This is a genomic window from Mesorhizobium captivum, from assembly GCF_033977165.1.
GTDB classification, from domain to species: Bacteria; Pseudomonadota; Alphaproteobacteria; order Rhizobiales; family Rhizobiaceae; genus Mesorhizobium; species Mesorhizobium captivum.
Genome location: NZ_JAVIJB010000027.1, coordinates 1 through 24,437 on the forward strand (window position 1 = coordinate 1; position 24,437 = coordinate 24,437).

Annotated in this window: 17 protein-coding genes; 8 read left to right on the plus strand and 9 right to left on the minus strand. The window is 64.4% G+C overall.

Annotated features, from left to right (window positions below):
* From RFM40_RS21640 to RFM40_RS21655, 4 genes are all read left to right on the plus strand, one after another.
* Positions 1–2,144: caspase family protein (locus tag RFM40_RS21640; RefSeq protein ID WP_320278173.1), on the plus strand; the 2,144-nt coding region annotated here is incomplete at its 5' end.
* 19 nt (positions 2,145–2,163) lie between these two features.
* Positions 2,164–2,472 (plus strand): hypothetical protein, encoded by a 309-nt coding sequence (locus RFM40_RS21645; protein ID WP_320278174.1) that lies wholly within the window; start codon positions 2,164–2,166, stop codon positions 2,470–2,472.
* A gap of 208 nt (positions 2,473–2,680) precedes the next feature.
* Positions 2,681–3,787: an OmpA family protein gene (locus RFM40_RS21650; RefSeq protein ID WP_320278175.1), complete on the plus strand. Its 1,107-nt coding sequence runs from the start codon at positions 2,681–2,683 to the stop codon at positions 3,785–3,787.
* A gap of 7 nt (positions 3,788–3,794) precedes the next feature.
* Positions 3,795–5,033 (plus strand): caspase family protein, encoded by a 1,239-nt coding sequence (locus RFM40_RS21655; RefSeq protein ID WP_320278176.1) that lies wholly within the window; start codon positions 3,795–3,797, stop codon positions 5,031–5,033.
* Between the two features lie 64 nt (positions 5,034–5,097).
* Here the strand turns inward: RFM40_RS21655 and RFM40_RS21660 are convergent, their stop codons facing one another.
* On the minus strand, positions 5,098–5,661 hold the full coding sequence (locus RFM40_RS21660) for a DUF6931 family protein (protein ID WP_320278177.1): 564 nt from the start codon (positions 5,659–5,661) through the stop codon (positions 5,098–5,100).
* 171 nt (positions 5,662–5,832) lie between these two features.
* Between RFM40_RS21660 and RFM40_RS21665 the strand changes: the two genes are divergently transcribed.
* Complete coding sequence (locus RFM40_RS21665; RefSeq protein ID WP_320278178.1) at positions 5,833–6,366, plus strand: OmpA family protein; 534 nt, start codon at positions 5,833–5,835, stop codon at positions 6,364–6,366.
* 141 nt (positions 6,367–6,507) lie between these two features.
* On the opposite strand, the gene RFM40_RS21670 is transcribed toward RFM40_RS21665, so the two are convergent.
* From RFM40_RS21670 to tagH, 8 genes are all read right to left on the minus strand, one after another.
* Positions 6,508–8,136 (minus strand): caspase family protein, encoded by a 1,629-nt coding sequence (locus tag RFM40_RS21670; RefSeq protein ID WP_320278179.1) that lies wholly within the window; start codon positions 8,134–8,136, stop codon positions 6,508–6,510.
* Positions 8,137–8,324: 188 nt separating this feature from the next.
* On the minus strand, positions 8,325–10,745 hold the full coding sequence (locus RFM40_RS21675) for a peptidoglycan DD-metalloendopeptidase family protein (protein WP_320278180.1): 2,421 nt from the start codon (positions 10,743–10,745) through the stop codon (positions 8,325–8,327).
* Complete coding sequence (locus RFM40_RS21680) at positions 10,742–11,230, minus strand: DUF1036 domain-containing protein (protein ID WP_430691721.1); 489 nt, start codon at positions 11,228–11,230, stop codon at positions 10,742–10,744. The genes RFM40_RS21675 and RFM40_RS21680 overlap by 4 nt, the downstream gene beginning before the upstream one ends.
* A gap of 12 nt (positions 11,231–11,242) precedes the next feature.
* Positions 11,243–13,786, minus strand: a complete 2,544-nt coding sequence (locus tag RFM40_RS21685; protein WP_320278181.1) for a serine/threonine-protein kinase — start codon at positions 13,784–13,786, stop codon at positions 11,243–11,245.
* Between the two features lie 5 nt (positions 13,787–13,791).
* Positions 13,792–14,562 (minus strand): PP2C family protein-serine/threonine phosphatase, encoded by a 771-nt coding sequence (locus RFM40_RS21690; protein WP_320274094.1) that lies wholly within the window; start codon positions 14,560–14,562, stop codon positions 13,792–13,794.
* A gap of 153 nt (positions 14,563–14,715) precedes the next feature.
* The gene (gene tssM / locus RFM40_RS21695; RefSeq protein WP_320278182.1) at positions 14,716–18,240 is read right to left on the minus strand and encodes a type VI secretion system membrane subunit TssM; all 3,525 of its coding nucleotides are present in this window, start codon (positions 18,238–18,240) and stop codon (positions 14,716–14,718) included.
* 25 nt (positions 18,241–18,265) lie between these two features.
* Entirely contained in the window at positions 18,266–19,630 is a 1,365-nt protein-coding gene (gene tssL, locus RFM40_RS21700) for a type VI secretion system protein TssL, long form (protein WP_320278183.1), read from the minus strand.
* A gap of 436 nt (positions 19,631–20,066) precedes the next feature.
* Positions 20,067–21,149 (minus strand): type VI secretion system-associated FHA domain protein TagH, encoded by a 1,083-nt coding sequence (gene tagH, locus RFM40_RS21705; RefSeq protein ID WP_320278184.1) that lies wholly within the window; start codon positions 21,147–21,149, stop codon positions 20,067–20,069.
* 308 nt (positions 21,150–21,457) lie between these two features.
* On the opposite strand from tagH, the gene RFM40_RS21710 reads away from it, so the two are divergent.
* From RFM40_RS21710 to RFM40_RS21720, 3 genes are read left to right on the plus strand one after another with little or no spacing between them, the layout of a single operon-like run.
* A complete protein-coding gene (locus RFM40_RS21710) occupies positions 21,458–23,785 on the plus strand; it encodes a type VI secretion system Vgr family protein (RefSeq protein ID WP_320278185.1) in 2,328 nt (775 codons plus the stop codon).
* A gap of 8 nt (positions 23,786–23,793) precedes the next feature.
* Positions 23,794–24,219, plus strand: a complete 426-nt coding sequence (locus RFM40_RS21715; RefSeq protein ID WP_320278186.1) for a DUF6484 domain-containing protein — start codon at positions 23,794–23,796, stop codon at positions 24,217–24,219.
* Positions 24,219–24,431, plus strand: a complete 213-nt coding sequence (locus RFM40_RS21720; RefSeq protein ID WP_320278187.1) for a hypothetical protein — start codon at positions 24,219–24,221, stop codon at positions 24,429–24,431. The genes RFM40_RS21715 and RFM40_RS21720 overlap by 1 nt, the downstream gene beginning before the upstream one ends.
* Positions 24,432–24,437 lie beyond the last annotated feature (6 nt).

The window sequence follows — 24,437 nt, forward strand, 5'->3', positions numbered from 1 at the left end:
GCTCGAAGTCGAAGATCCAGGTGATCATCCTCGACGCCTGCCGCAACAATCCGTTTCCGCGCAAGGATTATTGGCTGCGCGATCAGCTGATCGCCGCTGGCGGCGCCGGCCTCGCGCAGGTGAAGAGCTCGCTGAATACGCTGATTGCCTTCGCCACCGAGCCCGGCGCTGCCGCCTATGACGGAACCGGCGACCTCAGTCCATTCTCATCCGCCTTCTCGCGCCGCGCTCTGGCGCCGAACCAGGAGATACGCACCGTGATGGCGGCCGTGCGCCGCGACGTGGTCAAGGCGACCGACGGCAAGCAGGTCCCTTGGGAAAACTCCTCGCTGATCGACGAGGTGGTGCTGATGCGCCGCGCCAGCCGACCCGCGCTGCCGCCGGTGCTGGAGAAGGTCGTGCCGTCGGGCGTCGGGCCTGTCGCTCTCGACCTGCCGGAGCCGGTCGATGTCGATGGCGGCGCAATCACCGTCAGCATCGAAAGGCCGCCGGCGCTTGGACGCCTGATGCTGGACGGCAAGCCTGTCGCTACCGGCCAGCTGATCGCCGGCAAGGATCTGCCGCGCCTCGAGATGGATGTGCCAAAGGGTTCCGGCGCGCAGGAAGAGGTCGACATGCTGGCCTATGCCACGCGCGACAATTGGGGTGGCGAATCCCAGGGCATCCTCGTGTTCCGGGTCAAGAACGGCGAGGGCGCCGAAGGCCAGCAGCTCGTCGCCTCGCTCGAGGCAGAGCAGAAGCAAGCGGTGCTGGAGCGCGGCATCCACATCGCCGGCGCCGCCGAGGCGATCGAGAACCGCGACATCGCCGTCCCGGTCGGCGTCGGCCCCGTTCCGCTGAAGATCGATTTCCCGACCAAGGACCCCGCGGTCAGCCTGAAGCTCGCGAGCTATCCGGCGACGGGCACGCTGTCGTTGCCGGACCGGACCTTGTCTCCGGATTCCAGCCTTATGGCCGATGAAGTCGATCATCTGCGCTATGAACCCCAGATAGGCGAAGCCAAACCACTCATAGTCGGTGTCGAGATCAGGGCTGACAACGCTACGTCAAAACAGGCAACGATGAAGCTGTCGCCCAGCGTCGAGCCCTGCGACAGGGAGGCCGGCGAGCCTCTCGACCTGCAGGGCGTCGTCCCCGGCCTGCTGCCGAACGAAATCAGCAGCAATGCCGTGGACGTCTGCCGGGCGGCGGTGAAGGCCTACCCCGACGTCGCTCGCTTCCGCTACGAGCTGGGACGCGCACTGCTTGCGGTCGGCAAGGTCGAGGAGGCGAAGAAGGCGATCCAGGAGGCTGCCGACAAAGGGCACGTCCGCGCTGTGTTCGAGCTTGGCTACCTCAACGCGACCGGAACGGGGATGCCTGCCAATCGCAAGCAGGCCAACACCTTCTACGCGGCGGCGTCCGACAAGGGCGATCCCTACGGGATGACGTCATGGGGCCGTGCCTTGTTCAACGGCTACGGCGTCGAGCGCGATACCGGCAAGGGCCTGGACCTGCTGCTCAAGGCGGCGGCGATGGGGCACACCTATGCCATGAACGATCTTGCCGCGATCTTCACGGAAGGTCGCAACGGCGTGCCTGCCGATCCAGCCCGCGCCGTGGCCTTCCTCAAGGCCGGCGTCGAACGGCAGGACATGTATTCCATGAACCTGCTCGGTCGCAATTATCTCGCCGGCACGGGGATCGAGAAGGACCCGAAGCAGGCGCAGTCGCTTTTCCAGAAGTCCATGGATCTTGGCCAGCCCTACGCTCCCGGCAGCCTGGCGCGCATGTACAGGGACGGTGTCGGCGTGCAGCAGGATCTTGCCGAAGCGCAAAGGCTGTTCGAGCTGGCGACCGATCGCGGCGACCAGTCGGCTGCCTATGATCGCGCGGCTATGGAGATGCAGAGGGGCGACAAGGCCGACCAGGCGGTAGCCGTGCGCTATCTTGCATTCGCGGCCGCGCTCGATCTTCGCAACGAAATTCCCGACGCAAAGGCCACTCTGGCGAAATTCGGAGCGAAGGCGAAAACGGCGGCGCTGAAACAGCTGCGCGGGGAACTCAAATCGAAGATTTCGGCGGATGGCTCGTTGAACGATCAACTGGTCAAGACGGCCAGGGCGGTCTGGGAACAAGCCAATCCGCGCCGGGACTTGTTCTGATCAGCAAGGAGGCAATGCGGTGGGCTGGGCATCGAAACAGGCAATCGTCGCAACAATCCTATCCGGCGCTCTGGCTGTCGCGGGCTGCACGACCATGACGCCCACCGTCGAGCCGACCCCGACGGCGAAGCACAAAACGAAGGTCGTTCGCACGACGACCGCGCCAAAGGTCGTCACGCAGAAAAAGGTCGTCACGCAGAAAAAGGCCGCTGGCAAGAAACTGATCAAACCCGTTCAGGAAGAAACCACACCTGTCGTCGTGCCTCCACAGGGCGGCGGTGGCGGTGGCGGCGGCGGCAGTGGTGGTGGTAGCGGTGGTTGGGGATGAGCGTTTGACGGAAAGCCAGCCCGTCGCGACGTTGCTTTGACCTTGGCATTGCTCGCCATCGCTCGCTTGCCTCCGTCTTGTCAGCCATTTCCGCAGCCAGGATTTTAGACTTGGAGAGCGACTACTACCGCTCGCCAAGCAGGGGCAACTGCTCTATGCTCCGGTCACGTGCCGGTATCGATATAGGGTTGTCCTTGGGGGGCGTTCCATGGTCGAAGTCGTCGCATTCTGGCGGAATATGCGGTTGGAAGCCGCCGCACGGGCCGCGGGTCTCATCGTCGCCGCGCTGTTCGCTTTGCTGCTGTTCGGACCGCAAACCGCCAACGCCGCCCCGAACTGGACGCTTGATCCCTCCGCTTCGGTGCTCACCTATCAGTCGGTCAAGAAGAACACGATCGTCGAGACCAACAAGATCAGGAACATCACCGGCACGCTGAGCTCGGCCGGCGATGCCAAGATCAGCTTCGACCTCAATTCGGTCGATACGGGCGTCGACCTTCGCAACGTCCGCATGCGCTTCCTGTTCTTCGAGACATTCAAGTACCCGACCGCCGAACTGACGGCGAAGGTGGACCCCGCCGCATTCGCCGACCTGCCGACGAAACGCAGGATCAAGGCGACCTTGCCCTTCCGCCTCAGCCTGCACGGCGTCGACAAGGACCTCGAAGCCAGCATCTTCGTCACCATGATCAGCGACACCCAGGTCTCCGTCGCTTCGGAAGCGCCCGTCGCGGTCCATGTCGAGGATTTCGGCCTGCTGCCCAACGTCGACAAGCTGCAGCAGGCGGCCAATGTGACCAATATCGTGCCGACCGCGTCGGTGTCCTTCGACTTCGTCTTCACCGCCGACGGCAGCAAGCCGGCCGCGGTCCAGACCGTCGCGGCAAGTGCGGCCGACGTCGGGCCCGTCGCCACCGATGCCGCGAAATCGAATTTCAGCGACGAGGAGTGTCTCAACAGGTTCGCCGTGCTCTCGCGCACCGGCGCCATCTACTTCCGGCAGGCGAGCGCAAGGCTCGACGCGAAGAGCCGCCCGCTGCTGGCGGAGGTCGAAGGCGTCGTCGGCAAATGCCCGGCCCTCAAGGTCGAGGTGTCCGGCTACACCGACTCCGACGGATCGCCCGAGGCGAACAAGGCGCTCTCCGAGCGGCGGGCCCAGGCGGTCGCCGACGCGCTGGTCGCCGATGGCGTGCCGCGCAGCCAGGTCAGTGCCGCCGGCTATGGCGAGGATCGGCCGGTCGCCGCCAACGACACGCCCAAGAACAAGGCGCTCAACCGGCGGATCGAATTCTCCGCCACCAAGCTCGCGAACTGAGGTCGGGATGGTCTCCGGCCCAATCGCCCGTTGCGGCCGGCTGCTTCGAGCCGTCGGGCTCGCGCTGCTTGCCATGTTCCTGGCTTTGACCGCCGCCAGTGCCGAGCGCCGTGTCGCGCTGGTGCTCGGCAACTCGCAATACCAGCACGCGGCACCGCTCACCAACCCGGTGCGTGACGCTGAGGCCATGGCGGATCGCCTGAAGAACCTGGGCTTCGAAGTAGTCTCCGGTTTCGACCTCAGCAAGCAGCAGACGCAGTCGACCGTCGCGCAGTTTGCCAAGCAGGTGCGCGGCGCCGACGTCGCGCTGTTCTTCTACGCCGGCCACGGCCTGCAGGTCTCGGGCAAGAACTATCTGCTTCCGGTCGATGCCGCGCTGGAGGACGAGACCTCGCTCGATTTCGAGGCGGTGTCGGTCGATTTCGTGCTGCGCCAGATGTCGCGCGAGACCAGCATCAGGCTGGTGTTCCTCGACGCCTGCCGGGACAACCCGCTTGCCGAGGTGCTGGCCAGGACTGCGGGCGTCAAGGGCGCGGCCAGCGGCCTAGCCGAAATTCCGATCGAGAATGGCGGCGCCGGCACGCTCGTCGCCTTCGCCGCCAGTCCGAACCAGCTTGCCTTTGACGGATCGGGCGAGCACTCGCCCTTCACCGCGGCGCTGATCCAGCATATCGGCGAATCCAACATCTCCATCACCGAAGCGATGAACAGGGTGACCAGTGACGTCTTCAAGGCGACGGCCGGCAAGCAGCGCCCCTGGCTCAACGTCTCGCTGACCACCGAGGTCGTCCTGCACAAGGTCGATCTCAACGCGCCGCTGATCGTCGGCGAGGCGAGCGCCCCGCAGACCGAAGCAGGCTCCGATACGCGCAACACCGGAGCAGCGCCAGGCCAGAGCGACGACCAGCTTGCGCTCAACCTGCTGCGCCAGAAGATCCCGAAACTGGCGACGGACGAGCCGATCCTTTTCGATCACCCGGTCAAGTTCGGCGATCCGGCCATCGACGGCAAGAGCATCGCCCAACTGATCAAGGGCAAGCCGCTGTTCAGCCCGGTCGAGGGGCTCGACAAGTCGGCCTGGGAAGGCAAGCACTGCGACGGCTGCCATGAGTGGAACGAGGCGCGACTGTGCGAGCAGGCGAAGAATTTCGCCGCCAACGATGTCTCGGTGCTGCGCCTGCAGCACCCGCTGGGCACCCGCTTCAAGGTGGCGCTGGCGAAATGGGCGCAAGGCGGCTGCAAGTGAACGCGGGTATCTGACCGAGCTTGAGCCTAACTAAAAAAGCGCGTTGCCTTCGACGCGACGCGCTTTAATAGGCGTCGGCCGATTGCTGTTGCGCCTCCATCTCGGCCATCTGGATACCCATTTCGACGAAGGCTGAAAGCACGGCAAAACGGTCCGCGAGCGATACCCGCGCAAGCCCGGCCAGAATCCCCGCGCTGACAGCATGGGCGGTGGGAAATCCGGCTGCCTGGTCAATGACCGGACCGCTGTCGCGCCAACCCGCCGCAAGGGCGATCCAGGAAACGGGCGTCACCGGTGGCACCTCCACGGCCTCGGCCACCGCCGTGCGATGGTCCAGGTTGCCGGGCTCGCCGACCCAATCGCGGACAAGCGCCAGCAATTCGAGATCCCTGTCGCCGAGGAGTTCCGCAAGGTTGCTCAGACACTCATGCGCCCACCAGACCGCCGCCCGCTCGGGCAGGAGGTAGGCGCAGAAGGTGATTGCCTCCTCCGGCACACGCCCGGCCAGCAGCGCGCGGCAAAACTCGATCGAAGGCTGGTCGGTGGGGGCGGCCTTCATGTCCCGGGCGACGGCAGGGCAAGCGCTGAAGAGATCCCGCGCCGTCCTGAACCGAAGCCCCTTGGCCATGGCTGCCACGCCCTCACTAGGAAGAAGATACTGAAGCCCCAGCGCGGCGCTGGTCAAGCATTAGCTTAACAAACAGCGGCCGCGCCAAGCGTGTGTTTGTTCACAGACAACCGCCGCGAAATTTGGTATTTTCCGCCGCAGCGAGATCCGCTCAAACAAGGAGTAACGGTCATGCGGTTGGCCAGCTCAGCCTTTGCATTGGCGGCCGTGCTTTTTTCGACGCACGTTTCCGCTGATCCGCTTCAGAAATCCGAAGACATCGTGAAGTTCTTCACCGGCGCGGGCAATCTTGGCGCGTCGCGCGGGATCTGCGTCGGCACCGAGGAAGAATGTAAGAGCAAGAACGACAAGAACGCGGGGCCCAGCAAAACCGGGCTCGATATGATGATCAATTTCGGGCTGGATTCCGCCCAGCTCGACCAGACCGCGCGCACCGAGCTCGACGAGTTCGCCAAGGCGCTGAGGGACAACCGGCTGAGCACGTTCAGCTTTGTCGTCGAAGGCCATACCGACGCTTCCGGGTCAACGCGCTACAATCAGGACCTGTCGCAAAGAAGGGCGCAGTCGGTGGCTGCCTTCTTGACCGCGAACGGCGTTCAGGCCGCTCGGCTCGAGGCGATCGGCCTGGGCAAGTCGCACCCGCGCGTCGCCAATCCCTACGATCCGGTCAACCGCCGGGTGGAGATGCGGATCAGGACGGAATAGGGCCGGCGCAAGTCACCGACCTGCGCAAAGCAATCAAACGGAAGCCCAGCCTCAACAGGCTGGGCTTCCGTTTTCTGTTAGAGCAATTCCAGGAAAAGGGTGTGGCGGTTTTCCGTCCGGAATCGCGTGAAGACAATTAAATTAGGGCTTGTTGAGCACGCCGCCCACCGCGACACCGGTGCCGAAGATCAGCGCCTTGGTCAGGAAGTCGTTGTTGTCGTTCGGCGGCGGGCCTTCCTCGCGAACCACGGTCTCGCTGTTGCGCCTGCGCTGGACGACCTGCTGCTGTTTCTTGCGCGGCTTTTGGGCCACCACCGGCTTCAGCGTGCGGGTCTTCTGCGCTACCGGCTTCTTCGGCGCCGCCGCGCGTGCCTGGTCGGCGGCATTCTTGGCGCGGATAGCATCCATCATCGGGTCGGTCTGGATCACCAGAAACGCCAGTTGCTCGCCCGTCAGATAGGTGGTCTGCGGCAGGCCGTTCTTGCCTTGCCAGACGCCGATCGCCTGGCGCGTCCGCGGACCGATATTGCCGTCGACCTGGCCAAGCTCGTTGCCCAGCGCCTCGATGCGCAGCTGCAGGTCGATGCGGCCGTCGCGATCGAGCCCGATCGCGCCTTCCGTCTGCTCGGTGCCCGGCGTCTGCTTCATTGCGTCGGTGATGCCCACCGAAGTGCGCACGGCCGAACCGGCATTGGCGTCAGCCCCATTCGCATCGAGGGCCGCGACCTGCTTGTTGGCCTTCGGGTCCTTCAGTTGATCGATGTTGAGCTTGGCCACCGTGGCGAAGCGGCCGTTCGGGAATTGTTCGAGATAGGCCTCGTAGAACGGAATGGCATTCTTCTTCGAGGCCTCGTCCCACAGGCGCTGCTCGACTTCCCAGGAGGGCGGCTCGCTGGCCACGGGGGCAGGGGCGGCCGCCGCCGTCGTCTTGGCCGCATCGGCCACCGGTGCCGCGACTGGCGCGGCTTCCGCCGCGGGTTTGCCCAGGAAAACCTCGCGCCCCAGCGATGCGTTGTGCCAGGGCCGTTGCCGGCCTTGCGTGGCTTCCGTCACCTCGCCGCGCACGCGCGTCAGGGCGCTCTGGATCTCGATGCCGGGTTCGGTCAGGTGCTTGGCCAAAGCCAGCGAATAGGGGCTGTCGACGCCGTTGCCGTCGAAGGCGATGGCGCCGGGATCTGTTGCGTAGGCTATGAGCACGCCGCCGGTGCCGACGCCGTCCGCTTTCGCTTCGACCGGCGCAAGGCCGGCGCCGAGCGAGCGGCTCTTCGGCAGCGAGGCGGCCAGCGTCCTTGCCAGCGGATTGTCGCGGCAGGCATCGAGGATGATGACGCCGACGGCTGGATCTGGCGGCAGCGCCGCCATGAACTCGTCGATCTGCACGGTGCGGGTCTTGAGATAGGCGGGCGACGTCAGCTCGGCATCGACCGGGATCAGGTAGTTCTTGCCGTCGACCTGCATGCCGTGCCCGGCATAGAAGATGACGGCGAGGTCGGCATTGTAGGATTCCTCGGTGAACCGGCTGATCAGGCTATGCATGCCTTGATTGTCCTGGTCGACGCCTTCGATCACGTCGAAGCCGGCATTGCGCAGCGTCGATGCGATGAGTTGCGCGTCGTTGGCCGGGTTGGGCAACGGCACCGCGTTGACATATTTGCTGTTGCCGATGACCAGCGCGACGCGCTTGGCGGCTTCGGGCGTGGCGGCCTCTGCGCTGAACGCGGCAAGGACAAACAGGATAAATCCACTCACAAGCACGGCGAACGTTTTCATGGATCAGCCCTCCGCCCCACGGGGCGCGCTATCGGTGTCTGCGCATGCTAAATTTCGCTTCTGCCAAAAATGGCTCTTGGGCGTATGTGATCTCGAACACAGTTTTGGTTCACAAGGAGCCCGAAAAAAGAGCGCTATGATAACATCGGGCGGCAGCGACACCAATGGCCTGGCGCCGGAGCCCAGGCTTAAAGTGTAGTCTGGATCGAGTTTATGAGGGCCGTGACGGCCTGCTTGTATTTTTCGAACTCCGGCGATGTCTGCCGGATCTGCGTCGTGGTCGTCTGCTGGCTCTGATCGGATGCCACGCGGGTCACCTTCTGACCCATCTTCCGTTCGGCCCAGTCGACGACATAGCTGGCCGTCTTGCCGGTCAGGAAAGGGTTGGCCTGGATGACGGCTGATCCGAGCACGGCGCTCAATTGCGAAGAGCCCGGCGCCCCCAGCACCTGGGCCGCGCCTTCCATGCCCAGGAAATGGCAGAGATAGAGTCGCCCGGCGGTGATCTGGTGGCCGCGGGCGCGAAGATAGGCTTCGCCCTCGCGCGCCAGGTTGCGCACCATCTCGCGCGACAGCGTGGCGTCGTAGCGAAGCGCCAGCAGGTCGGCGGTCGACAGCGAACGGGCGAGATCGGGCCGGTAGGTGTTCATCATCCGGACCCACGTCTTGGTGATGAATTGCCCGGCGCCCGTCGCCGACGAAAGCGGGTTCTTGGCCCGCGCGCTGCCGCCGCTTTCGACATGGACGATGCGGTCGGTCAGCGTCTCGACGGCTGCATCGCCGGAACCGCCGGAACCACCGGAAGCGTAGGCGGCGACCGTGGTGACCGTCCCCAGCGGGTCGATCGCCTCGCCGCTCTGGTAGAGCTCGAAATGCAGATGCGGTCCGGTCGAAAGCCCCGTGGTGCCGATATAGCCGATGACGTCGCCGGCTTTCACCTTGGTGCCGACGCCGCTCGCGATGGCGAATTTTTGCATATGCGCGTAGCGCGTCTCGCGCCCGTTGGCGTGCGCGATCTTCACCAGGTTGCCATAGCCGCCGCCATCGCCCTGGAAGGTGATCTCGCCGTCGAAGGCGGCCACGATCGGCGTGCCGACCGGAGCGGCCCAGTCGACGCCTTTGTGGATGCGAACCGTGCCGAGGATCGGATGCTTGCGCGGGCCGAAGGTGGAGGTCATCACCCCGGCGACCGGCGTGACCATGCCGTTGGTGACGGTCAGCGAACGAACTTCGTCATTGCCGGTGACGCATGCATACTGCCCGTCGCTCTGCTGGAAGACGAAACAGTCGAGGCTCTTCTCCGTGCCCTGGACGCCGACATAAAGAACCCGTCCGGAGATCTCGCCCTGGCCGCGCGGCGTCCGCGAGTAGATCAGCACCAGGCGCTGGTCCTCGCTGGCGAAGGCGTCGAGATCCTGTCCCCGCGACAGATACATGATCGCCTCGCCGATCACGCTGGTCGGGACCTTGTTGCGGGCGGCCGTCGAATAGATCGCGTCGAGCAGGCGGTACTGCCGCTTGGGCCCGCCTTCGTCGGAAGCGCCTGAATAGTTGAACAGGTCCTCGCGCACCCAGGGGTCGACGCCCGACACGAATGCTGCCGCCGCGTTGCGCGTCAGCGTGCCGACATAGACGTTCCTGGCATATATCGAGATCTGCATGAGCGACATGGTCGCCGTCTCGCGGTTCGGCCTGAAGCCGCGCATGGCCACCACGTAGCCCGCCTGCAATCCGTCGCGGTTGAACAGCGACTTCAGCGCCTGGCCCGCCAGCTTCGCGTCGTCGGCGGAGAAATGCGCATCGGCGACGACGCCGTCCAGGCTGCGGTCGTTGAGGATTTTTACGAACGTGTCCTCGGTCGCCTCGAAACGCTGGTATTCGCTGGTGACGGTCGCGACGGTCGTATTGTTTTCGATCGCGGTCTTCTTGAAGGCGGGTAGGGCGGCTTCCCCCTGATCGACGGTCTCGCCCCAGCCGGCCTCCGGATCGTCGGCGTCTGCCTTGGGCGCTGAACCGGCAGGCGCTTCGCCCTCGTCTGGCGCCGGCTGCAGGTCGTTCTCCAGATCGCCTTGCTGATCGTCGGTTGCAGCCGGAGCTGGAGGCACGGCTTGCTGATCGTCAGGCGCCATAGCCGGAGGCTTCGGCGCGGTCTGCCGTTGCGCCTGGAAGAATGCAAAATCCTCCTGCGTCGACGGAATTGTCGTCATGAATTTTTCGCTGGCGCTCAGCATCGCGTCGGAGAGGATCTCGATCTGCGGCGAGGCGCCGGAACTGTCGAGCTCGGCAGGACGCGCGACCGTGCGGCCTTTTGTTGCTGTGTCGGCGTCGGGGGCGAGCGTGATCCACATCGGGTCTCCGGCGAGGTCGATGATCGCCGGCACATAAACCGAAGCGTCGGGCGGCACGTCTTCCATGCCCTCGACGGGGTGCAACTCCTCGTCCTCGTCGCCGAACGACCAGTAGTCCTTGGTAAGGTAGAAACCCGCCGCGATCGAAACGACGGCAATCGTGGCAACACCGGAAAGGACCCAGCGCCAGAGCTTGCGCCGGCGCTCGGCCAGGCGCGCCTGCTTCTTCAATTTGAAGCTCGTGTCGATGCTGTGCGTCACGGGCTGTTTCCGGTCAGGAAATAGGTCCAGCGCACCTGCTCGAGCGTGTCGACCTCGATGAAGCGCGCGGCGATATGGCCGCGTTGCCAGCATTCATCGATGCCGCGTATCGAGAAGCGGCGCCGGTCGATGCACATATCGATCGATCCGTTGAGGATCGCGTGACCGAAGACGTCGGTCGCATAGATGTAGATGTAGCGGTTGGTCAGCTCCTCGCGGATGACGTTGACGCATTGGTTGGCGCCGATCGTCCACCAGCCGTCGGTCTGGTCGGCATCGTCGACCTTCTGTCCGACGGCGAGATTGACGACGTCGAGCGTCTGGTTGCAGACGGTGAATTCGGCATGGGCCCGGTCGGTGAAAAAAAACGAGAGCAGCGCCGCGCCAAGAAACGCGGCAAGCCTCGCCCGGTGAGGCAGAGTAAGCCAACCACGCTTCCTGCGTAGCCGTAGTTGGGACAATGAACGCGGGCCGCGGAGTTCCATCGTCGTCCATGTCTATCCGCCAAGCCGGAAATACTTGGCGGTGGCGGAGAACTGGGAGCCGTCGGCCTCGATCTCCTCGAGGATCTTGGGCAACAGCTCCGAGGCCGGCGTCGGCCGCGAGAACATTGCGGCCTGGATGTCCTTGGGCCCGGTGATGACCAACATGATCTGCGGCGCGGCCTTGCCGGCCGCCTTGTCCGCGCCGCCGAGCCCGATCGGGATGCTGAACGTCGCCTTGTCCGCTTGCGCGACCATACGGTCGTCGAGGTTGAAGGCGATACCCTTGTGATCGATCAGCATCACGTTGGAAATGAGCCCGCCGCGCGTCGCCAGCGTGCCGCTGATCGGCGAGCCGTCCGGCACGGACATCCGGTCGAGAACGAGTTGCGGCCGCTCGGCCCCGCTCCGATCGAGAAAGCGCAGGAAGTTGGTCACCTCGCATTGCGGCCGGTCGATGAGGCGCACGCTGATGTCCGGCTCGAGATGGAATTTCGCCTGGAAATCATTGAGCATCTGCTCGAAGGGCTGCACGGCGGTTCCAAAACCTTCGATTGCCGCGGCGCTGTCCGTTGCCGATGTCAGGCTCGCATAGAAACAGTCGCCGCCGCTGAAGTCGCGCACCCATGAGGCGCGCTGAGCCAGCTCGTTTGTCGGCGGCGGAACCTGCGGCTTGGGCAGGTTGATGGCGACGTCCGTATTCTGAGGCTCCTTGGCTGCAGGCGGCTGCTGCGGCAGTGCGGCCGGTTGTGTCGACGCGCTCGGAGTTGCCGGCTGGCTGGCCGGCGCTTCGGGTGCGGTCGGCTGGGTGGGAGGCGACGCCTGTGCATGGTTTTCCGTAGGCGAGGGGGTCAGTGGTTTGGGCAGCTTGGACAGAGCTTCGATGATGTCCGATACCCTGGGCTTGGCGGCCGGCGGCTCGCCGGCCGGTTGCGCCGGTCTCTGGCTGTCCGCAGCCTTCGGTGCGGGAGTGGGCGGCGGTGACGTCTGGGTTGACGGTTTCGCAGGCTCGGTCTCAGCTGGCTGCGGCATCGGCGCCTGATTGTTGGGGAGGTTCCCCGACTGGGCCTCCGGTGGCGCTTTTTCGGCGGGCTGGACCTCTGCGGCCGACGGCTGAGGTTTCGGGGTCGGCTCGGGAATTTCGGCAGGCTGTGCCGGCGTCTGATTGGCCGCCGCATCCGCCGGCTTTTCCACGGGGGACACCTCGGCCTTTGTTTGTGATGGCGTAGTCTGAACAGGCTTTGCCGGTTCATTGGCAGTGGCATTGTCGGGGTTCGGTGGCAGGGGCTTCGCCAGCTCTGGCTGAGGCTTGGGTGCCTCCGTCACAGGTTCTGCCGAAGGCTTCGGCGCAAGAGGCGTGAGCTTTTCGGTCACCGGCGGCTGAGGCGACATGACGCCACTGAAATAGAGCCCGGCGCCCGCCACGATAGCCAGCGCCGCCACCGCGCCGACGGCGATGGCTGGGGTCCTCGAAGCTTTTTTCTGCACCGCAGCCGTGGCGGCTCGCGGCGGAATTGCCTGCGGCGAAGGCCGCGGCTCGGACAGAAGCGCCGGCCGTACATGCGGGACGAAGCGTGGTTCGCCGGGAACCGTCGAAGCCGGGGGGCTGGAATTCGGCAGCGAGGTCCAGCCGGCGCGCGGCAGGCCCGAGCGCTCGCGCGGCGCGAAAGATGCGGGCGGTGGCAAGGTCGCATCGAGATCGTCGTCGCGCGTTGCCCTGGCAATCTCGGCCATGCTTGCCGGCCGTTCGCGAGGATCCGGCTGCAGCATCGCTTCGATGAGCATGCGGAAGTCGGGGTCGATATCCGACAGGTCCGGCACTGTCCGGCGCTTCTCGACGACCTCATACTGCGAGCCGCTCATGTCGAGCGGCTTTCCGCGCAGCGCGGCGGCCAGCACCAGTCCGAGGCTGTAGATATCGGACTGTTCGCTGACCTCGCCGCCATAGAGGCCGAGCTGTTCAGGCGAGACGTAGTTGTATTTGCCGGCGAACTTCCCGCCGATCAGCGTCTCGCCGCCGACATTCGCCGAGCGCGCGATGCCGAAGTCGATGATCTTGGCGCGCTCGACCCGGCCACCGGGCAGGATGATGTTGTCGGGGGAGAGGTCGCGGTGGACCGCGCCGGCCTGATGCACGGCGCTCAATCCCGAGGCGAGGCGATGGCAAAGCCTGCGCACATCGGGCGGCGACATGGGACCGCGCCGCATGACATCGAATAGCGACTGGCCGTCCACGAACTCCATGGCGAGGTAGGGACGGCCGATCCCCGGATCGATGGTGAAGACGTGGTATCGCACCACCGCATCATGCGACAAATGGTTGAGGATCGACGCTTCCTTGCGGAACAGGGACAGGATCGTCTGGTCGCGGGCGAACTCGGGCAGCACGATCTTGATCGCGACATGATCGCCGGTCTGGATGTTGTGGCCGCGATAGACTTCGCCCATGCCGCCGGACGCGATCCGCTCGTCGAGCTCGTAGATGCCGCTGAGCTGCGTGCCGACGCCGGTATAGGCGAGGCTAGGCGAAATCCGCGTCTTATTGTCGTCGTCGCTCATCTATCTCAGCCTTCCGCCCTGGACCGACCTGCATGAAGCGGTCCGTTGCGCCCGTCGCCGACCTTGACCAGCACGATGGTGACATTGTCCGTCCCGCCGCGCGCGAGCACCGTCTCCAGGAGCTTCTCGCACGCCGCCTGCGGCGGCGCGGACTTGACCGCCGCCTCGATCTCGGCGTCGCTGACATGCGCGGTAAGCCCGTCGGTGCTCAGAACGAAAACATCGCCCGGCATCAATTCGCCTTGCTGGAAATCGATCTCGAGCTCGTCGCTGACCCCGACGGCATGTGTGATGACATTGCGACGCGGCCAGACCAGCGCTTCCTCGGCGCTGATCATGCCGCGATCGAGGAGTTCCTGGACTTCGGTATGGTCCCTCGAAATCTGCGAGATAGCCCCGCCGCGCACCAGATAGATGCGGCTGTCGCCGGCCCATAGGCCCGCGAACCGCCCGTCCATCGCGAGCAGGGCGGCGAAGGTGGAGCCGATGGTGATGCCGCGCGATCGCGATATGTTGCGGATCTCGGCATTGGCGCGGCTCAGCCGGTCCTCGAAACGCGCGCGAAGGTCCGGCGCCGAGCTTGCGATGCCGATCGTCGCGAGATGGTCGACGATGCTGGCAGAGGCGACCTCGCCGGCCTCATGCCCGCCCATCCCGTCGGCCACCACCCAAAGGCCCGTCCGAGGCTCGACAAGGTAGTTGTCCTCGTTGTGGTCGCGCACGCAACCCTTGTGGCTCACGCCGAAGCTCTCGATGGGAAGGGCGACAATGCTCAATTTGCCACCAAGCGCTTCGCGAGCGTCCTCTGTGACGAACCATGGGCCGCGTGCCCAGGCCACTCTGCCACAAGCGCATAGATTAGAGTACCGAAATGAAGGCCGCAGCCGGCGCAGGTCGGGGGCGGTCTGGTGAACCATGAGAGCGCCATCTCAGAACGCCTTCGGACAACTGAAGCCCGACAATGCCGGAAGCAGGAAGGGATTGGCTCCCGACCCGATCTCCATCTTGTAGGCGACGTCGCGTCCGCCGATCACGAAGCGCGCTTCGGTGTTGCCGCCATCGCCGGTGACCGTCGCCTTGTCCAGCAGCCGCTTCAAGGCCCATGGCCCCTCGAATTTGAGGACGGATTCGCGGCCCGGCATTTCCGGCGCCAGGCTGAGACTGGCCGATCCGGAAGCGGCACCGCTCGGCCATGTCACGATGCTTGGCGCGTTGCCGGCCTGCGCGCTTTGGACGGTCTGCCCGTCGACATTGAGCACCGCGCTGTCGGCCTCGCTGTTCAGCGAGGTAGGCGTGAAGGTGATCGAGACCGACGGCGCCGAACCGCCGGACGGGAAGTAGGCGTTGCGGATTTCCGCCGCCGACTGGAACGCTTTCAGGGTCGACTTGGCAAGGTCGCGGCCGGAGCGGGCATCCTGCTTCCAGGTCCAGTCCTGGCCCGTCATGTCGATCAGCGGCGCCAGGTTCTGCGCGAAGAACCGGTCCATCAGGCCGCCCGGCGCGAACAGCTTGGCGAAATCGGCAAGAGAGATTTCCTCCGTGCTGTCGCCGGCGAAGGGATAGTGACCGTTGACGGCCTCCTCGCAGGGGCGCGTGACCGCCTCATCGAGCGTCTGGTTGAGATTGGCCATCGAGGTTTCGGCAACATTGCCCTCGAACTCGTCTGCCGCTGCATCGACCATGCGCGCGAGCGGCTTGGGCAAGCGCGAAGCATTGGCGCGCATCGTCGAAATCTGCAGCTTCAGGTTCGCGTTGACGCGCTCCGTCTGCGAAGGCACGTCCGCCGCGAGCTTCACGCTCTGGTAGATGTCGTGGAAATTCTGCGTCAGCGCATCGAGCGGGCGGCGTCCGCTGGAGCCGCTCACCAGCGCCTGGAACGGCCTGAACTGTGCTTCCACAGTAGCGCCGGCGTTCTGCGTGGCGGACGAGCTTGTCCCGGCACGGCTCTGCGACTTGCCGCCGGCGATCTGCAGGCCGATGCGGGCCAGGCCCTTGGCCATGCTGGCTGGATCCTGCTGTGGTGCGCTGGTCTCGGAGACGGTGCTATCCATCGTCAACGCGGTTTCATCCGCGATTGCGGTGAACAGCCGGTCAAGCGGCGAGCCCGGCGAGGCGGCGGCCGAAAGTGCGATATATTGCGGCTTGTCCTTCAGCATCGCCTTGAACTTCAGCCGGTCGAGCGCGCCGTTCCAGGCGGAAGCGAATTCCTTGCCGTAGCGGTCGATGAGCTCGGGGCCGAGCTTGGGCAGGTCCTGATCGATGCCGCCCTGCTCGCCGCCACCGCCGAGAACCCATTGGTCGTCGACCAGCATTTGCGCCATGCGCGAGAGCTGCGGCAGGTAGAAGCCGTTGAAGCCGGCCCGGGTGTAGAGGCCGGGAACGCGAAGGTCGGAGAGCTCGCTGCCGTCCATGCGTTCGAACAAAAGCTGCGCCTCCGAACCGGCTTTCGCGGAAACGGAAAAGTCCTCCAGTCTTGCCGCGTAAACCGCCGACTTGATCAGCGCCGATGCGCGGTCGGCAAGGCTCATGCGTCCGAGCGAGCGCTGCGCCGCCTCGACCAATGGCTGGTTGAGATCGAAGACCGGGTCGTAGGCGTCGTCGAGCGTGAGCATGGCGCGCAGATGCTTTTCGAGCTGCGCGCGGCCCTCGCGGTTGTTCTCGCCTGGATAGCGGTTTTCCTCCCAATCCTGCTTCATCCAGGAGACGACCAACTCGTCGTCGACCTTCGGCGCCTTGCCGCCCAGCATCAGATAGATCTTCAACGGCTCGTAGAGCGCGATCGGATCGGCCATCTTTGCCTGGATCGTCCGTTCCGCCTGAACCAGGAGCCGGGAGCGGAAGCTTCGCTCCAGCGCCTGCCGGTAGGCTGTCTTGGACGCCGATAGAAGTCTCTCCCGCTGGCTGAGCCCAAAACTCTCCTCGACCGGCCTCGTTTGCCCGGCGGATTCATATCCCGCCGGCAGGTTGCGCAGCTGATCGAGCGGCCCGATGACATTCTCGAGATCGACGTCGGTCACCGTCGTGCTCTTGAGCAGCGAATCCGCGCTGTCGCGATACTGCGCCATCGCCTGCCTCGTGGAGGCGATCAGCGATTTGTTGGCCGAGAAGCTGAGACCGAGCACGCCGAGCGCCGCCAAAGCCGCCAGCGCGATAGCGGCGAGGCCGCCAAATCTGGCGAGCCTGGCGCGCCGCTCCGCGGCCCTGTCGAAGGAGACCCAGCCGGCCTCCGGGAAGATTACCTTCGACAGAAGATCATGCAGGAAGAAGCTTTTGCCGGTGCCGGAAAGATGCGCCTGGGAAGCGCTGCCGAAATTGCGGCCGATCGCGCCCAGCACCTGGTCGATCGGCGTTCCTTCCTGGGTGCCCGAGGAGAAATAGAGCCCGCGCAGGCTGACATTGACCTGGCTTCGGGACGGATCGAACAGGCTGGTGACGAAGCGCACGATGCGGGTCCGCAGCGCGCCGAACTGCGCTGGAAAACTGAAGATCGCGATGCGCGCTACCGGGTCGGCCTCGTCCTGCAGGCGGTCGGCGATCTCGTCCGCCAACTGCCTGGCCAGCGCGTCGAACTCGGCCGGAGACTCGCCGATCATGTTTCTGTTGCGGTCGGTAGTCTGGAACGTCGCGCCCCACACTTTGCGCCGGCGGGCTTCGTCGAAATCGCCGAAATAGTCCATGAAGCCGGAGATGAGATCGGCCTTGGTGAAGAGCAGGTAGACCGGGAACTGGATCTTCAGCGTCTCGTGCAGTTCCCGCAGGCGGCTTCTTATCTCGGTGACATGCGCGTCGAGCTGCTGGTCGTCGAGGCCGATGAGATCGGCAAGGCTGATGGCGAGGATCACGCCGTTGATCGGCTGCCTGGTGCGGTATTTTTTCAAAAGTCCCAAGAAGGCGAGCCAGCTCGCCTTGTCGCGCTCGCGATCCGACTCCTGCGTCGTATAACGGCCGGCGGTGTCGATCAGCACGGCCTCGTCGGAGAACCACCAGTCGCACGACCGCGTGCCGCCGACACCGGCCACCGGCTGGGCGTTGCCGGAGCCGGCGAGCGGGAACTTGAGGCCCGAATTGACCAGCGCCGTCGTCTTGCCGGCTCCCGGCGGGCCGATGATGATGTACCAGGGGATGTCATAAAGGAAATTCCGCTTGCCGCTCGACTGCTTCAGCGTCGCGATGGCCTCGCTCATGCGCGCCTCGAGCACCTGCGCATCGTCGTTCCGGTCGTCGCTGCGTACGATCGCTTTCTCGAGCGCCTTCTGCGCCTTGCGTCCTTGCCAGAGGCGGATGCCGTAGAAGAGCGCGAGCAGCGCGACGGTCACGCCGATGATCGTTGCCCTGAGCCAGATCGGTCCGAGCGGACGTGTATCGGCAAAGCGGATCAGCGGCCCGGCATACCAGACCGCCGCCGAGAAACCGGCGAGCGCCAGCAGGCTGAATATCCTGAGCATCCAGCGCATCAGTGCCGCTTCCCGCCGCGCCCGCTCACAACGTCTCCTCCCTCGGGATCATCACGTCGACGCGGCGGTTCTTGGCGCGGCCTTCAGCCGTCCCGTTGTCGGCAATCGGTTCGTCCTCGCCCTTGCCGTCGACGCTCAGCCGCGACGGGTCTTTCAATTGCTTGGCCATCATCGTTTGGACGGCTTTGGCGCGGGCGACGGAAAGATCGAAGTTGGATTTGAACTGGCTCGATTTCCTCGGCTTGACATTGTCGGTGTGACCGATGATCCGGATCGGTCCGGGCTCGGTATTCAGAGCCGTGGCGATATCCGCCGCGATGGGCTGGAACTCTGCCTTCAGCTCCGCCTGGCCGGGCGCGAACAAAAGCTGGTTGCTGACCTCCACGACGATGAAGTTGCCCTTGGTACCGACCGTCAGCCCGCCGCCGTCGATCTCTTTGGCCAAAGCTGCGCGGATGCGGTCGATCTGGGTGGTGGTGGGGACGGCAGGCGGCGGCGGAACGGCTTGCGCGGGTTCGGCCGGCACCGCAACGCTGGCCCGCTCGATGGTGACCGGCGTCGACGGGTTGAGCGCCAGCAATTCGCCGGCCGTCGCATCGCCCTCGTCGGTGATCAGCACCCGCAACCCGAAGAACGCCGCCGTCACCAGCGTCGCGGCGGCAGCCGCGACCGCCCATAGCGGCAGCCGCGCCCTCGGCTTCGACAGCGTCGCCGCCATGCCTTGCCAATGGGGCGAGATGTCGTCCCCCGCACGCGGGCTGAAGTAGCGGATCGTGTCGTGGACGTCGCGTCGGATGCGTTCCAGAGTGTCCCGTTCGCCGGCCCGTCCGCGATATTGGCCTTCGAACCCGAGCGACAGGCAGGCATGCATCAGTTCGAGCAAATCGTGATGACCCTCCGGGCTGCTTAGGATCTTGTTGAGCGCCTCGTAGAAACCGGCGCCGGTGGGTTTGGTGTGGAAGACCTTTGCCACCAGACTGTGGCCGCTCCAGGCATCGTCCTTCGGCCAGGGCAGGTTGCCGACGAGATCGTCGGCCGTCTCGCAAAGGGCGAATTTCGCGATTCTGCCGTCCTCCTCGGCGATGCCGGCTTTCGCCAACTCCGGGTCGAACGTCTCGATCGCTTCGGCGATATGTTCCGCCAACGGCGCCGCTTGCCTCTCGACCGGCATTAGACGCAACTGGCCGAACAGCACGAGCAGCGGCGCCGCAGCCGCGAGAATTGGATTTGCCGCGGCGTATTTCACGCCATCCGTGGCGTGGAGCAGCATTTCCTGTTGCAACGCGGGCGTTGACGCAGCAGCTGCGGCTGCCGATGCCGAACCTTGAACGACCACGGTTCCCGACGACCAGCCGGTCGGCATCTGCCGGCCGATGCCTGGGTCGAACACCGTCGATTCCCGGGCGGCCGGCGAAGCAGGCGCAACGCTGCCCGCAGAGAAGCTTTGAGGAGCCGCAGGCGACCGTTGTTTTGGCCTTGGCGCCCGGATGACGGTCTTGTCCGCCGGCCGGGAGGAATCGTCCTTCGAGCTCATCGGCGTTCCACCGTCGAGGTGCAGCGAACAGGTCTTCGGCGAGGAAAAAGAGCGGCTTCGCGCTTTTTATGCCAAGATTTGGCGGCGGGCCGGATGGAGAGGCTCATCTCGCCGAAACATGACATTGCTGCACACGCCCCAAGTCACGCCGCTTTGCCCGCCTGGCAAGCTTCCGTGCGCCATCCTAGCCGCCCAAGCACCTAATTGAAATCGGGCAGCGGATTGGAATTGGAAAGCAGGATGCTCAAAGCGGCGGTTTCTTCTGTGAGACCGGTCACATAGCGCCGGGGTGCTACTTCTGCTTGCCGGCCTTGGCGTAGGCCTCGCTGAAATAGGCCAGGAAGACATCGAGCATGCCGTTTTCGTGCTTCTCCTCCATAGTGCGCCAGGTGGCGACGAGGGCATCCCACGCCTGGCTTTTCTTGGATGAAAAAGAAGCCGGCGGCAGCTTCCTGGCGATCGCCTCCGGCGACAGATCGTCGAGCAGCCTGGAAAGCGCGGCCTGCATGGCGGCGTAAGTGGCCAATTCGTGCGTCTTGAGATCCCGGAAGGCGTCCTCGACGCTGTGCGCGGCGTCGAGGTAGCCGGCTCGGCGTTTGGCGAACATGATCTCCAGTATGTCGTCGGTGCCGGGAACGAATTTCAGCGGGTTGTTGTTTTCGGCGCCGATCATCGTGCGGTTCGCGCTTTTGGCCAGCACCTTGGCCGCTGCGCGTGCCTTGAGCAGCAGGGACAATTGCTCGACCGTAGTTCTGAGAACGGTGCCGATCTCGGCGGCCACTTCGTGTGGATCGCGCGACTGAAGCAGGTCAGGCGACATGCCGGCCGCCCTTGCGATATCCCGCAGCAGCCTGTCGGCTTCCTCGGGCCTGGCTGCCGACGCGGCCGGGGCCGGTTGCTGCAGCGCCGAGGACCTCGATACCGGAGCTGCCTGTCCGGTGCGCTGTTCCGTCGGAGTGAAGAACGGCTCGTTACCGAGGTCCAGCGGCCTGCCTGTCGATGGCGGCAGCTCGCGTTGCGTCGACCCGGTCCGGCCTTGCGGATGGCCGGTGGCAATGCGTTCCTCGTCGATCGAAACCGAAATGACATAGCGGCCGATCAGCACCCGGTCGCCAGAAGCCAGCCGGTGCGGGCCGGCCATGCGCTGGCTGGAACCGTTGATGAAGGTGCCGTTGCGCGAGATGTCATAGAGCCAGAAGGAGCCCGCCTGGAAGCGGACCTCGCAATGCCGGCCAGAGATGAACTTGTCCGGATCGGCGAGCGTCCAGTCGCAATTCTCGCGGCCGATCTCGAAACTGCGGTCGCGGGCGGCGTAGCTCGCCGCATTGCCCGCGGGCAGCCTGTCGACATTGCTGATCTGGAGCGAGATGAACATCCGCAAGCGTCGCCGAACTTGGTAAATAGATACTTATTCACGCAATTCCGGACGGAAGACCGCTGCGCGCTTTTCCCGGAATTGCACCGGCATTCTAGCAGCTTGCGGGAACGGTGGGAGAGGAGCGTTTCACACCCATGCGTGGGGTATGGTCAAGCTGTCCCTGTTATTTGGCCGCGGTCAAACATATGCTAGGCTGAACCCGTCCGGTGCGGTGAATTCGAAAACTTCCCGAAACGTGATGCACTTTACAGAGCGGGGGCTTCGATCCATCACACTGGCGGCCGCGTCCAGGAGGGGCACGACCCATGCCGAACGAACGTGCCACGGTTGTGCAGACGCCCGTTGCCGGCGATGTGCTGACCTTCACCCATCTCGTCGGGCGTGACGAGATCAGCCGTTGCTTCGCCTATACCGTTGGCTTCGTCTCGAAGAGCCATGAAGTCGATCCGCTGAAGATGCTGGGCGGCGTCGTCTCGGTGGAAGGCGAATCCGATCCGAAACGCTGGTTCAGCGGCCTCGTTTCGGAGTTCAAGCTCACCCGCATCGAGGACCGGCTGGCCTTTTACGAGGCCGTCGTCAGGCCATGGCTCTGGTTCCTCGGCAACACCACCGACTGCCGCATCTTCCAGAACATGACGGCGGTCGAGATCGTCGAGAAAATCTTCTCCAAATACGGCATCGCGAAATTCGAGAAGCGGCTGCAGGGGTCTTATCCCCAGCGCGAATATTGCGTGCAGTATGATGAGAGCGATCTGGATTTCGTGCAGCGGCTGATGGAGCACGAGGGCATCTTCTATTTCTTCGAGCATGACGAGGGGAAGCATACGCTGGTCCTCTGCGATGCGATGAGCAAGCTGAAGCCGGCACCTGGCTACGAGAAGGTGCTCTACAATTTCGAGGGGCAGGCTTCGCGGCGCGATGTCGAATACATCACCGAATGGATTCCGGGCAGTTCGGTGCGGCCCGGCGCCTATGCCCACACCGACTATGATTTCGAAAAGCCGGGCGCCGATCTGATGGCGAAGTCCGCCCAGCCATTTAGCCACAAGGAGGCCGCGGGCGAGAACTACCGCCAGCCCGGAGCGCATCTCGATGTCGGGCGAGGCGACGCGATTGCCGGGATTCGCCGCGAGGAACTTCAGGCGGTGCATCAGCGCAGCACGGCGGTTGGCACCGTGCGCGGGCTCTTTTCCGGCTGCAAGTTCAAACTGGAAAGTTTTCCGCGCGACGACCAGAACCAGGACTATCTGGTGGTCAGCGCCGAATACCGCCTGTTCGATCCTGGCTACCGGACCCAGAACGAGGCCCATAGCGAAAACTTCAAGGTGGTGCTTGGCGTTGCGCCCACCAAATTGCCCTACCGTCCGCCGCGCATAACGCCGCGGCCTGTCATGCGCGGGCCGCAGACGGCGACCGTGGTCGGTCCTTCGGGCGAGGAGATCTTCACCGACAAATATGCCCGGGTGAAGGTGCAGTTCCACTGGGACCGGCTTGGCAAGAAAGACCAGAACTCGTCCTGCTTCGTGCGCGTGTCGCAGACCTGGGCCGGCAGCGGCTGGGGCTTCATCCAGATCCCGCGCATCGGCCAGGAGGTCATCGTCGATTTCATCGAGGGCGACCCCGACCTGCCTATCATCACCGGCCGCGTCTACAACGCCGCCGAGATGCCGCCCTATGGCCTGCCGGGCAATGCGACGCAATCGGGTTGGAAGTCGAACTCCTCGAAGGGTGGCGGCGGTTACAATGAGCTGATGTTCGAGGATAAGGCGGGGTCCGAACTGGTCAATTTCCAGGCGCAGAAGGACCACCATCTGCTGATCAAGCATGACCGCAACAAGACGGTCCAGCACGACCAGTCCGACCGCATCGACCACGACGCCAAGCACTCCGTCGGCCACAACCTCGACGAGGACGTCGGCAACAACAAGACGGTCAAGATCGGCGTCGACCAGACCACCAACATCGGCAGCAACGACACCGAAACGGTGGGTGCGAACCGCTCGCTGACGGTGATGGCGAATGAGACGATCCACGTTGTTGCGAACTCGACGGAAAATATCGACGCCAACCATTCGCAGACCGTGGGGCTCAACCAGACAGTCACGGTGGGCGTCGCGCGCGTCGATACGGTGGGGGCCGCCGAAACCAGAACCGTGGGCGCGGCGCAGATTAACACCATCGGCGCGACCCGCGCGGTCAGTGTCGGCATCAGCCAAAGCCATGATATCGGGGCCGATGACAGCTGGAATGTCGGAGCCGGGCAGACCGTCAATATCGGCGCCGACCAAAGCGTGACCATTGGGAGCGCCCAGTCGTTCGATGTCGGTGCTGCGCGCAACGCCAGCATCGGCGCTGACGACTCGACGAATGTCGGTGGCGCCCATTCGCTGAGTGTCGCAAAGGACAGTTCGATCAGCGTCAGCGGGAATAGCTCGATCAAGATAGGCAAGAAGCTGGTCATTGATGCCGGCGACGAGATCCTGATCCAAACCGGATCGGCCAAGATTATGATGAAGAAGGACGGCACTATCGCGATCGAGGGCAAGGACATCTCGGTCAAGGGGTCGGGCAAGATCAGCATCAAGGCATCAGGCGATATCACCATGAAGGGCTCGAAGATTACGGAGAACTAGGAGGGCGTATGGCAAAGGTTCGTGATCGCATCGAAGGTGTTGTCATTGGCCAGTTTCTTGGCTTTGACGACGACGGGCCACTGGTGGTTTTCCCCCGAAATCCGCAGGACATGGCGTTGCCGGCGCGCAGCTTGGCCGAGTTGAGTTCCGACATGATCGGACAGGAGGTCGCACTGCTGTTCGAGGATGGCAACCCGCAAAAGCCGCTGATCGTCGGCTGCATTGTGGAGCCTGCCAAAAAATCTTCCGGGGCTCAGGTCTTTCGCGATGGTGAACGGGTGCGGATCCATGCGGACGAGCGGCTTGAGCTGCGCTGCGGCAAGGCGACAATCCTTATGGAAAAAGATGGTCGCATCACCATTCGCGGCACCTACGTCACCAGCCATGCGAGCGCCGCCAATCGTATCCGCGGCGGCTCGATCGATCTCAACTGATGTCGGCAGCAACCGGAAAGCCGAAACCAGAAGGTGCGCCGGAGCAGCGGCGAATAGTAGCGGATGTCGTCAGGCAGCATGCCGAGCAGGCCGCGTTCTTCTGGTCGCAGCGCGACACGCTGATGATGGACGATCCGCCCGACCTTCGCGTGATCGCTGGCGTTGACCGTCGCTTGGAAGCCCAAGGTCGTGCGATAGATCCAATCGGGTAGACGTCG